The sequence below is a fragment of the Ohtaekwangia sp. genome, assembly GCF_036568665.1.
Taxonomy (GTDB): Bacteria; Bacteroidota; Bacteroidia; order Cytophagales; family Cyclobacteriaceae; genus Ohtaekwangia.
In genome coordinates this window covers 14,959-27,193 of record NZ_DATCSD010000446.1, presented here as the reverse complement: position 1 = coordinate 27,193, position 12,235 = coordinate 14,959, and the positions used below count along the sequence as shown (strand labels likewise).

The window sequence follows — 12,235 nt, the reverse complement described above, 5'->3', positions numbered from 1 at the left end:
GTGTTTATGTGTTTAAGTATGTACGTGTTTATGTTATCCAGGGGTAAAGTAGACACGTACACACTTAGCAACTTAAACACTTAACAGGTATTCCTCTACGGCTTTTATTTTCTTGTCGAGTTGTGAATCAACCGTTTCAAATTCTGAACGTGAGGCTAATGGAGCATTCACGCTGATGTAAAACTTGATCTTGGGTTCTGTTCCGGATGGACGAACCGATACTTTTGTTCCGTCTTCCAGGTAGAACTGTAGTACATCCGACTTCGGAAAGTCGAGCGTAGTTTCTTTACCGCTAAGGAGATCTTTTTCCGTCAGTGTTTTATAGTCGAGCAAGCGAACCACACGGCTTCCGATGATTGTAGCAGGAGGATTACTTCTGAATTTCTCCATCATAGCTTTGATCTCTTGTTCGCCCTGCTGACCTTTCTTTGTCACGTTGAGTAGTCCTTCTTTATAGTAAGCAAACTCTACATACATATCGATCAGCCAGTCGTACATAGACTTGCCTTCGTCAGCAGCGCTTGCCGCCATCGCGGCAAAGAATGCGCAGGAAGAAACAGCATCTTTATCGCGAACAAAATCGCCAGCCATATAGCCGTAACTTTCTTCACCGGCAGCTACGAATTTTTTCTTGCCTTCCAGTTTACCCATCAGCTCTGCTATATACTTGAAGCCGGTGAGTGTGTTATAGCATTCAACGCCAAACTTCGCGGCCATCGTATCGATAAGCTCGGAAGTAACAATCGTCTTGGCTATATAGGAGTTGCTCTTGTCTTTCAGATTCTTCATGATGAAGTACATCATGAGACTAAAGGCCTGGTTTCCATTAAGGAGTATAAATTCTCCATTGGATTTTCTCACGCCCATACCAACACGATCGGTATCCGGATCAGTAGCCATTACCATGGTAGCGTTTACTTCTTTGCCGCGCTTGATAACAAGCTCCATAGCCGATTGCTCTTCAGGGTTGGGAGATTTTACAGTTGGAAAATCTCCATCGGGTTCTTCCTGTTCTTTTACTATATGAATGTTGGTGAAGCCGATCTGCTTCAGACACTCCGGTACCATAGTGATACCGGCTCCGTGAAGGCTTGAGTATACCAGCGGAATATTTTTTTGTCTGGCAATTACATCGTGGTTGGGGATGATCTTCTTTACTTCTTCATAGTATGCCTGCTCAACCTCATCATCAATGAGATGAATGTTTGCCAGTGTAGGTTTGAACTTTACCTGCTCGAATGAAGTAATTGCCTTCACTTCTTCAATGATATTTTTATCGTGAGGCGGTACAACCTGTGCACCGCCGGTCCAGTATGCTTTATACCCGTTGTATTCTTTAGGGTTGTGTGATGCTGTGATCACAACTCCGGACTGACACTGCAGGTATCGCATGGCAAACGAGAGCAGGGGAGTAGGACGCAGATCGTTGAACATATATACCTTGATGCCATTAGCTGAGAAAACGGCAGCAACCACTTCGGCAAACGTACTACTGTTGTTACGACTGTCGTGAGCAATAGCAATTTTGATCTCTTGTCCTGGAAAAGTCTTGTTGAGATAATTGGCAAGTCCCTGAGTAGCAACACCAACAGTATATTTGTTCATGCAGTTAGAGCCTGCTCCCATAATACCGCGCAATCCTCCGGTACCAAATTCAAGATCTTTGTAGAAATTATCGATCAGCTCTTTTGAATCTTCTTTGGCCAGCAAAGCCTTTACTTCCGCCTTGGTTGCGTTGTCTATTACGCGACTGTTAAGCCAGCTTTCTGCCTTGGTCTGAACGGTTTCTAATAACTCACTCATGATCTATTTTGCGTTAAAGGGCGCAATTTATCACAAGTTTTTACAGACGCACTTTTTTCGGCATTCATTTTTCAACTTCCTGATGAGCGGAGAGCAGTCGGAATGTAGGAGTGTCTCCATCTAACTGAAGTCCCCAGCGATGTAACACCGGGAGTTCCAATGTCTTTTCCCGGTATTCATCGGGCGACATAATCGGAATACCATAGACTATCGGGTAGTAGCGGTTGCAATGTGCACAGGTAAAAATACCTTCTATAATATTGTCTTCTTCCTGTTTGAATATTTTCAGATCGAGATCTTTCTTATCAAAAGGACAGGCAAGTTTTTGAAGCAATGAAATTTTCATGTGGATGAATTCTTGTTATGAAGGATGGATGTTCTTCGTTAGTTGATGTTTGAAACGCGCTGCTGCCTGCTGCGGGTCTGGCGCTTTCATCACGGCAGAGATCACCGCGATACCATCGATGCCCAGGGAAAGTAAACCGGAAAGATTTTCAGTTGTTATACCACCGGCTGCAAAGATTGGTATATTGGTACGGCTTCGCGTTCGCTCTATAATCTGAGGATGAACAATCTCGCACGTATCAGTGGATGAAGATGGAAACATCGAGCAGAACGAAATGTAGTTGGCATGTTTTAGTGCCCAGTCAATCCGCTCAGGGTCATTACTGCAGGTGAGGCCGGTGATGAAAGGTCTTCCTATAGTCTTACCGATCTCGCTCCAGTTACCGGGTATAGCATCGAAATGTATACCATCAAGCGGTAAAGTCTTTAGCCATTGCCAGGCTTCATGGATCAATACCGGTACTCCTAACGGTTGGGCTGCAGCAATTACTGCTTCAATAAATCCGTGTTGGTCTTGCCGAGAATGCCAGTGGTTCCATAGCTGGATAACATCCACTCCTCCTTTCAATGCAGCTCTGATCTTTGGAAGAACCAGGTCGACTCCCGGAGCAGGATCAATCACCAGGTATAAACCACCGTGTATTCCTTTTGAGTTCATAGACTATAATGTGAAGTGAATCAGCTGTTTTTTATAGGTTATTTCCAATTTTGTTGAAGTGCCTGAAAGAACGCGCTCCAATAAGGATCGGCACCCGGATGTTGTAAAGTATGGCGCGAAGAACCTTCTGTAAGTATCAATCCCTGCGAAGGTTCCGTTATACGTCCAATCACAGTAGCTTGTATATTCTTCTGCCTAAATTGCTTGAGTATCAACTGAAGAATATCCGGTTTAATGGTGATGATCATAGAACCCGCACCTACACAGAACCGCGGATCTATACCGAACAGCGCACCGATCTTCTGTTGTGCATCACCAATCGGAAGGTTATTGTTATCCACTTCAACCCCACAGCCCGAAGCATGCGCGAGCTCGTATATAGCACCGAGCACGCCACCTTCTGTTACATCATGCATGGCCGTAACAGCAGCGGTATGTCGATGAATTTCACCGGCTATGAGTCCAGCCTCCACTGCACTTGTTTCGTAAAATAATGAGGCCGCCTGTTGTTGCACCGCTGTACCACAACTTTTCGTTACTGTTTCCGGAAAGCTCAATGCCAGAATAGAGGTGGCAATTAATGCACATTCCTTTGTCATGATGAGTATATCTCCGGGGCGTGCACCCTTACTGGTAACCATCTGCTCTCCGGAAGCAATGGTAATCATGGTGCCGCCTCCTGCAATGGTAGATTGAATGCCTTCAAACCTTCCGGTATGTCCGCCGGTAATGGCAATTCCTAACCGATCGCAGAACTCATGTATATATTGCCAGTACTGTTCAAAATCGTGTACCCCAAGCGTTGTGGGGAGATTAAGCGTAAACTGGGCGTATTGAGGAGTGAATCCTGTAGTAGCCATATCGTTTGCCATGAGTTGAACCGATAGCCAGGCCGATTCGCGTAGCCCAAGCGTTGGTATCAGCGATAGTGGATCGCTGGTCATAGCCATTGTTAAACCATTCGGGAGATTAACCAGTGATACATCTACGCCATATTCAGGCCCCACAATTACTTCCGGACGTGCTGCTCCACAGAACGGGAACACCTTCTCCTTAAAGAAACTGTTCTGAATTTTTCCGGTCTCCGGAAATTGTGTGGCTTCCAGTGTTTCATTCATAGCATCTTACTCTTTAAATTTTACATGCAGTCCGAAGAAATCACCATACGGTACTTTCCATTGTTGTACAGGGAACCATTTGGGCAACCCGGTACAATTCCACTCCAGTGTATACTCTTTTCCCTGCAAGGCTTTGTGAATGACAGCAGCAAGTGTTGTCGGAGTATAGAAATGGGCTGTAACGTAAAATGGATTTTTACCAAAGAGCTGTTGCACTCTTCTGCGCACAACTTTCGGAGAATTTCGGTTCATCATTCCGAATACTATACCGTGTCGTGCTACCCGTGCAGCTTCCTGTATCACTTGAACAGGATCGCGGTAATATTCAAAAGTTGTAATGAAGGCAAGGGCATCGAAGGTCTTGTCTTTGAATGGCATATAGTGCGAGTCGGCTAAAACAAGGTCGCCTTTAAATAACTGTGCACCTTGCCCGAGCATAAAAGGTGAGAGGTCACCTCCGGTTGCTTCAATGCCGATGTTATTCCACCAGCGGGTAAATCGTGTGGTACCACAACCAAACTCGAGCAGCGTATGGATGCGCGGATCGCTCAACACCAGATCGCCAATAATTTTCTTCTGCCAGATCTCCGCGCGTTTATAGCGACCTTCATACCAGAGTTCGTAAGTATCGGTATGTTCACGGTTAAAGAACCACTCTTTTCGGTTCTGCCACGATCTCAGATTTTGTGTTACGAGGTTAAAAGACATTGCCTTTAGTTTTAAGTGGAAATAAAAAAGCCGCACCTAAAAGGAATGCGGCTCAATATCTTATACCCGTAAAAGTAAAAATCGAAGCGTGGTGCATTCCCTTCGCTGGTACTAACCAGATCAGGTTCCCCGGGTGTAATCTCAGCCGTTCAACACGGCACCCCGATGCGTTTATATAACAAAGGAAGTAGATTGCACGGTGAGATGCAAGGGGAGAAGTGTCTTCTAATTTCTTGGTTGTTAAAAATGATGTTGGTTAATTGCGCCAAAATTTGAGAAAGTATGATTTTTAAAATCTTTCGGGCAGTATGGTTTTTCTCGTTACTGGGTGTGCTGAGTGCATTGCTTTACGTGTATGCCGACCTGCCTGAAAATGTTATTGTGCAGCAGCAAGGCATTGAAACGGTGCTACTTCCACGCGATGTATTCTTCTACATTGTGGTGGGCTTTCTCACCATTATCAATGTGTTAGTATATGTTATCTCCAGTATGTTCAAGAAAGATCACACGTTCCGGGCCTGGTTTTATGGCCTCATTATTACTTTCAACCTGTTTTTTGTGATCGGAATGTTTCTGATCAACGCCTATAACAGCGATGAACGCTTCGACTTTAGCCGCATTGGTTTTGTGATCTATGGTAGTGTTAGCCTTATAGTGTTATGGGCAATCAGTTGGCCGATTGTTCGCTTTTTTGATAAGCGAGCATCAGATCAATCAGTTTAGTTGAAGTAACTTTAGTAACTATATAACAATTAGTTACAATATTTTACTTTATTCATTTTTGTAGTTAAAGTTTTTATTGAACCCCTTGAAGTGACTTTAAAATTCATTTTATTAGAACCAGATAGATTTTTTGCTGCGGCTTATAAAACAATTCATTTGTTTTCGGGCCGTCATGATGCAGCAGATTTTTTAAACTTTGAAAGTGAATTTTTTAGTCTTCAAATTTTCTGAACGCTAAATCCTATTCGTGCTATGGCAAAATCGGAGAAAGAATCTTCCATGTTTACGTATGATGAGTCGAGTATCAAGTCACTCGACTGGCGTGAGCACATTCGTCTGCGTCCCGGTATGTATATCGGTAAACTTGGTGACGGATCATCTAAGGACGATGGTATTTATGTATTGGTAAAAGAAGTTGTTGATAACTGTATCGATGAGCACATGATGGGCTATGGAAAGATCATCGATGTGAACATAACGGAATCTAAAGTTACCGTGCGCGACTATGGTCGTGGTATACCTTTGGGTAAAGTTGTTGATGTTGTTTCCAAGATCAACACCGGTGCCAAGTATGACTCCGGTGCCTTTCAAAAATCCGTGGGTCTTAACGGTGTCGGTACAAAAGCAGTCAATGCTTTGTCGAGCTACTTTAAAGTGCAGGCATTCCGCGAAGGTCAACAGAAGCTTGCCGAGTTTAAGAAAGGTGTTCTGGTAAATGACCCCAAGCCTGGAAAGAGCGATGAGAAAAACGGAACATACGTTGAGTTTGAGCCGGATAATTCCATGTTCAAAAATTATCACTTCATTCCGGAGTACCTGGATGATCTGATGTGGAACTACGCATTTCTGAATGCCGGTCTTACCATCAATTACAACGGTCAGAAATTTTTCTCAAAAGATGGATTGCTTGACTTGCTCAGACAAAAGTCTGATGCTGATGATCTGCGTTACCCGATCATCCACCTGAAAGGAAAAGAGATAGAGGTTGCCCTTACACACGGCAATCAATATGGTGAAGAGTACTATTCATTTGTTAACGGACAGAACACAACACAAGGAGGCACGCACCTGGCTGCCTTCCGCGAGGGTGTTGTAAAAGGTGTTCGTGAATTTTATAAATCGGATTTTGATGCGGCAGACATTCGTGCGAGTATCATTGGTGCTGTAGCCGTACGTGTACAAGAGCCTGTTTTTGAATCGCAGACAAAAACAAAATTAGGATCGATCTATACCGCTCCGGAAGGAGGGCAGCCTATCAAGAGTTTTGTTGGAGACTTTGTTGCCAAGGAACTTGAAATATACCTGAACACCAATCCGATAGCAGCCGATGCGTTAAAGAAACGCATTCAGCAGTCGGAGCGTGAGCGCAAGGAAATTGCCGGTATCAAAAAACTGGCAAACGAACGCGCCAAGAAAGCAAATCTGCACAACCGTAAGCTGCGCGACTGTCGTTTCCACTTTGATGAAAAGAATCCAAAGGGTTCTGATAGCATGATCTTTATCACCGAGGGTGACTCTGCGAGTGGTTCAATCACAAAATCGCGCGATGTGGAAACTCAAGCTGTGTTCAGCTTGCGGGGCAAGCCTCTTAACTGCTTTGGCCTTACCAAGAAAGTAGTTTATGAGAATGAAGAGTTCAACTTGCTGCAACACGCATTGAACATCGAAGACGGTCTTGAAGGACTTCGTTACGATAAAGTAATTATCTCTACAGATGCCGATGTGGATGGCATGCACATCCGGTTATTGCTAATGACCTTCTTCCTTCAGTTCTTCCCCGAACTGGTGAAGGCAGGCCATGTATTTATATTGGAGACTCCGCTCTTCCGCGTGCGCAATAAGAAGGAGACTATATATTGTTATAGTGAAGAAGAGAAGCAAGCAGCGATGAGAAAGCTGGGAGCCAAGCCTGAGATCACACGCTTCAAAGGATTAGGAGAGATCTCACCGGATGAATTTGGAAAGTTCATTGGAGAGAATATTCGTCTTCAACCTGTATTGCTGCATAAAGACAGTCACTTGCAAAAGATACTCGAGTTTTACATGGGCAAGAACACCCCTACACGCCAGGACTTTATTATCGAGAACCTGCGTATAGAACTGGATAAGGTAGAAGGTGAGGCTGAGAAAACAGAAGAGGAAGAAGTAGAAGCATAATTTTGAAGTTTACATTTTTTAATCGGTCATGAGTAAGAAAGAAAACCCGAAAGCGAACCAGGACAACGAGTCGAATGAAGAAAGCAACGGTGCCGGTGGAAGTGATGATGTAATTCACTCCATTGCCATTGATGGCTTATATCAAAGCTGGTTCCTAGACTATGCATCCTATGTAATTCTGGAGCGTGCTGTGCCGCGCCTGGAAGACGGGCTCAAGCCTGTGCAGCGAAGGATCATGCACTCGCTGAAGGAAATGGACGATGGCCGGTTCAATAAAGTAGCGAATGTGATTGGTAACACCATGCAGTATCACCCACATGGTGATGCATCTATTGGTGAAGCGATCGTAAATATAGGGCAGAAAGATCTGTTGATAGAGACGCAGGGTAACTGGGGCGATGTTCGAACCGGTGATGGTGCTGCTGCTCCGCGTTATATAGAAGCACGCCTCTCGAAGTTTGCGCTGGATGTAGTGTACAACGCACAGACTACTGAATGGCAGCTTTCGTACGATGGTAGAAAAAAAGAGCCTGTAACACTTCCGGTAAAATTTCCGCTGCTGTTATCGCAGGGGGTAGAGGGGATAGCGGTCGGTCTCTCCACGAAAATTCTGCCACATAATTTCTGTGAACTGATCAAGGCTTCTGTAGATATACTGAAAGGAAAGAACCCGAAAATATACCCCGACTTCCCTACAGGAGGTATAGCCGACTTTAGTGATTACAACCAGGGATTGAGAGGAGGGAAGATCAAGGTAAGAGCCAAGATTGATGTGCTCGATAAAAAGACTTTGGTTATCAAAGAAATTCCCTTTGCCACGACTACCACTTCATTGATGGAGTCTATCGTGAAGGCGAGTGAGAAAGGACAGATCAAGGTAAAGCAAGTGATCGATAACACTGCGCAGAATGTAGAGATACAGTTGCAGCTTCAGCCGGGGCAATCACCGGAAGTAGCGATCGATGCGCTCTATGCGTTTACCGATTGTGAGATATCGATATCTCCGAATGCCTGTGTGATTGTGGATGACAAGCCGAAGTTCCTGCCGGTAAACCAGATACTCAAGCACAATACAGAGCAAACTGTAGAGCTTCTTAAAAGAGAGCTGGAGATCAAGCGCGAGGAGTTGATGGAGAAAATTTTGTTCTCGTCACTCGAAAAAATATTCATCGAGAACAGAATATACCGAAGCATTGAAGAAGCAGAGAGCTGGGAGGAAGTGATCGAGACGATCGATAAAGGACTGAAGCCTCACAAGAAGAAGTTCTATCGCGAGATTACAACGGATGATATAGTTCGGTTGACCGAGATACGCATCAAGCGTATTTCCAAATTCGACTCTTTCAAGGCAGATGAAATACTTCGCGATCTTCAGAAGGAACTGAAGGAGACAGAACATAACCTGAAGAACCTGACGGATTTTGCTATAGCGTACTTCCAGCGCTTGTTGGAAAAGTATGGCAAAGGACGTGAGCGTAAAACAGAGATCAAGAGTTTCCAATCGGTTACTGCCGTGGAGGTTATAGCCAACAACCAGAAACTATATGTAAATCGTGCTGATGGTTTTATTGGTTATGGCTTAAAGAAAGACGAGTATATCTGCGATTGTTCTGATCTGGATGATGTGATCGTTATTCGTAAAGATGGCAAAGCGAGAGTGTCGCGCATCCAGGATAAAGTCTTCATGGGTAAAGATATACTCTATGTTGGCATCTGGAAGAAAGGTGACGACCGCATGGTATATAATGTGATCTATGCCGATGGTAAAGGAGGCAAGAGCTTTGCCAAGCGCTTTAATATACCAGGCGTTACCCGCGATAAAGAATACGATTTGTCGCAGGGCAATCCTAACTCACGCATACTCTATGTAAGTGGAAACCCGAACGGTGAAGCAGAGAAAGTTGAAGTAAAACTTTCACAGTCCAGCACAGCTCGCAAAAAGATATTTACCTATGATTTTGCCGAACTGGAGATAAAGGGCAGAAGCTCAAGAGGTAATATTATTACGCCGTACCCGGTTCGTAAGGTTGACTTCCTCAAAGCCGGTGGATCTACGTTGAGTAAACTTGATCTCTGGTTTGATACGGATGCCGGCCGACTCAATAAAGAGAAGCGCGGCCGCTATCTCGGTAAGTTCGATGTAGACGATAAGATTATTACTTTCTATCGTAATGGTTCTTATAAGATCACAAACTATGAGCTGACCAACCGCTTCGATCCTGAGAAGACTTTGCACGTAGAGAAGTTCAATGCAGAGAAACCTATATCTGCAGTATATGTAGATGGTGAAAGCAAGCAGTATATGGCGAAGCGTTTCATGATCGAGACCACAACGTTTGATAAGGAGTTTGGATTTATATCGGAAGGAATCGGTTCACGTTTGGTAGCGGTAACAACATCCGAAACTCCGGAAGTAGAAGTGGAGGTTGTGAAAGTAAAAGATAAACCTAAAGTTACCGAGGTGATTAACCTCGAAGAGGTGGTGGATATCAAAGGCTGGAAAGCAGTTGGTAATAAACTGTCTCAGTATAAAGTAACTAAGGTAAATCTGGTGCAGGAAGAAGAGACCGGTTTTGAAGAAGGTGACGAGGAAAATAATGTGGTAGAGACTACTGATGCGGATCAGTCGTCAAAAAAAAAATTGAGTACGAATCTGAGCCCGAAGTCGAAGAAGACGGCCAAGTCAGCCTCTTCGGTGAGCCCGAAAAAGCAAGCGGTGAAAAAGGAGAAGGTAAAGGCCAAGCCCCAAGCCACCAGCAAAAAAGCGAGCCCACCAAAAAAATCCAAGTCGAGCAGCAAGACCTCTTCGGCAAAAAAAGTAGCCAAGAAGGTAGTGAAGAAAGCTCCGGCAAAGAAGGCGAAGGCAAAAGGGAAGAAGTAAATCTAAAGTTAGAAAGTCCGGAAGACGGAAAGTCTTCTGGTACTTTTAGCGCGGGAGATACGATCGAGTTTGATGTGTAGCCGTTATCGGTTAATCGTTATTGGTTAGCCGATGGCTGTTCGAGAAAATCAAAATCTTTCCCGAGAGGATATAGGGTTTCATCAAGAGAAGGTGAAACTCTTTGTTCTTTCCCACAGAACTCACAGATTTTCACAAAATAAACAGCCATTTGTTTCCTGCAGATCTCTCAGATTTAGGCAGAGTAAATACAACTGAAAGTGAAAAGCTATACTTCAATAACTCGTTTGATCGATGTTCCTTGTTCGATATTCGTTATTAAAATCTTAAACAAGTAACTGTTAACTGAAACGAAATCACAGTCTCTTCTCAACCAATTCAGCTACAGTTTCCCCAATAGAAAGTGATGAAGTTGCTGCCGGAGAAGGAGCGTTGCAAACATTGATCGCTTGCTTTTCTTCTAGAATCATAAAATCGTCCAGTAGCCCTCCCGTTCTGTCGCACGCCTGGGCGCGAACACCTGCACCACCTTCTACTAAATCTTCTTCTTTAATTTCCGGAAGTAATTTTTGCAGTGCTGCAGTGAAGGCAGCTTTGGAATAGGAGCGATACATTTCTCCCATACCAGTTCTCCAATATTTTGCTACAATTTTGCGGAAGCCGGGCCACGCCAATGTCTCACCAAGTTCAGATAGATTGATGTCGCTCTTTTTATACCCTTCGCGTTTAAAAGCCAACACAGCGTTCGGTCCACATTCAACTCCGCCACCCACCATCGTAGTGAAGTGTACACCGAGAAATGGGAAGTTAGGATCAGGCACAGGGTATATCAGTGTCTTTACGAGATACTCTTTCTCTTTCTTAAGTTTATAGTATTCGCCACGGAAAGGAATGATCTTTACATTTACCTGAGAAGATGTCATGCGCGCAATCTTATCAGAATATAGTCCTGCGCAGTTTACAACCAATTTACCGGTATAGCTTGCTTTCTGTGTAACCACCACAGCCTTCTCGGTATTGAATTGTATATCAATCACTTTTTCTCCAAGATGTACTTCGCCACCTTGCTGTTGCAGTACCTCTGCATATTTTTCGGCAACTACTCTATAATCAACAATGCCTGTTTGAGGTACATGTATACCGGCTATACCAGCAACGTGAGGTTCGTGTTCTTTCAGTTCGGGGGCGCTGAGCATCTTCAGATTTTGTAATCCGTTTTGCTGACCGCGATCAAATATATTCTTCAGCAGGGGAAGCTCCTTTTCATCGGTCGCGACAATCACTTTACCACAGATGTTGTGTGGTATATTGTGCAGACGACAGAAGTTGAGGAGTAAATTATACCCGTGAATACAGTTCTTTGCTTTTAAACTTCCGGGTTTATAGTAAATACCGGAGTGAATTACATTGCTGTTATTGCCGGTTTGATGATTGGCAACGGCATTCTCTTTTTCAAGAACAATTACTTTGAGCCGGGGATTTCGGCTGGTGAGTTGCAGGGCAGTGGCCAAACCTACGGCTCCACCACCAATCACTATAACATCGTATTGCACGGACATAAATTTGCCCGAAGCTAATGTATTCTGTTGGTTTTTCCGTGAGGATAATCGGGGAAGAGTATATATCGAACTTAAAAAAGAAAAGCCCCGGAGTTACCGGGGCTTTTGCAGACTATCTTTTCTTCTTAGCTACTTTTTTTACAGCTTTCTTCGCTGCCTTTTTAGCGATAGGTTTCTTTACCGCTTTTTTAGCAACTACTTTTTTCACGGGCTTCTTCGCTGCTTTTTTAGGAGCCGCTTTCTTAGCCACTACTTTTTTAGCTGC

At 44.1% G+C, this 12,235-nt stretch carries 9 protein-coding genes and 1 riboswitch; of the genes, 3 read left to right on the top strand and 6 right to left on the bottom strand.

Translation table 11 applies throughout. The features are described 5' to 3' along the window. Positions 1-72: 72 nt before the first annotated feature. The 5 genes from VIN08_RS26365 to VIN08_RS26345 all read right to left on the bottom strand — a co-directional run bounded on the left by VIN08_RS26365 (position 73) and on the right by VIN08_RS26345 (position 4,632). The gene (locus tag VIN08_RS26365; RefSeq protein WP_331972147.1) at positions 73-1,803 is read right to left on the bottom strand and encodes a phospho-sugar mutase; all 1,731 of its coding nucleotides are present in this window, start codon (positions 1,801-1,803) and stop codon (positions 73-75) included. Between the two features lie 64 nt (positions 1,804-1,867). After that, positions 1,868-2,149 (bottom strand): Trm112 family protein, encoded by a 282-nt coding sequence (locus VIN08_RS26360; RefSeq protein WP_331972145.1) that lies wholly within the window; start codon positions 2,147-2,149, stop codon positions 1,868-1,870. Between the two features lie 15 nt (positions 2,150-2,164). After that, positions 2,165-2,806, bottom strand: a complete 642-nt coding sequence (locus VIN08_RS26355) for a thiamine phosphate synthase (protein ID WP_331972142.1) — start codon at positions 2,804-2,806, stop codon at positions 2,165-2,167. Between the two features lie 38 nt (positions 2,807-2,844). Beyond that, entirely contained in the window at positions 2,845-3,924 is a 1,080-nt protein-coding gene (locus tag VIN08_RS26350; protein ID WP_331972139.1) for an AIR synthase family protein, read from the bottom strand. 6 nt (positions 3,925-3,930) lie between these two features. Further along, complete coding sequence (locus VIN08_RS26345; protein ID WP_331972136.1) at positions 3,931-4,632, bottom strand: class I SAM-dependent methyltransferase; 702 nt, start codon at positions 4,630-4,632, stop codon at positions 3,931-3,933. 80 nt (positions 4,633-4,712) lie between these two features. Further along, positions 4,713-4,807: riboswitch (TPP riboswitch) on the bottom strand. 107 nt (positions 4,808-4,914) lie between these two features. Between VIN08_RS26345 and VIN08_RS26340 the strand changes: the two genes are divergently transcribed. The 3 genes from VIN08_RS26340 to VIN08_RS26330 all read left to right on the top strand — a co-directional run bounded on the left by VIN08_RS26340 (position 4,915) and on the right by VIN08_RS26330 (position 10,393). Then, positions 4,915-5,355: a hypothetical protein gene (locus VIN08_RS26340; RefSeq protein ID WP_331972133.1), complete on the top strand. Its 441-nt coding sequence runs from the start codon at positions 4,915-4,917 to the stop codon at positions 5,353-5,355. Between the two features lie 252 nt (positions 5,356-5,607). Beyond that, positions 5,608-7,512, top strand: coding sequence for a DNA topoisomerase IV subunit B (locus VIN08_RS26335; RefSeq protein WP_331972130.1), 1,905 nt, complete (start codon positions 5,608-5,610; stop codon positions 7,510-7,512). A gap of 28 nt (positions 7,513-7,540) precedes the next feature. Next, entirely contained in the window at positions 7,541-10,393 is a 2,853-nt protein-coding gene (locus VIN08_RS26330) for a DNA gyrase/topoisomerase IV subunit A (RefSeq protein ID WP_331972128.1), read from the top strand. A 374-nt stretch (positions 10,394-10,767) separates the two neighbouring features. On the opposite strand, the gene lhgO is transcribed toward VIN08_RS26330, so the two are convergent. Next, positions 10,768-11,970: an L-2-hydroxyglutarate oxidase gene (gene lhgO, locus VIN08_RS26325; RefSeq protein WP_331972125.1), complete on the bottom strand. Its 1,203-nt coding sequence runs from the start codon at positions 11,968-11,970 to the stop codon at positions 10,768-10,770. Positions 11,971-12,235: the final 265 nt, after the last annotated feature.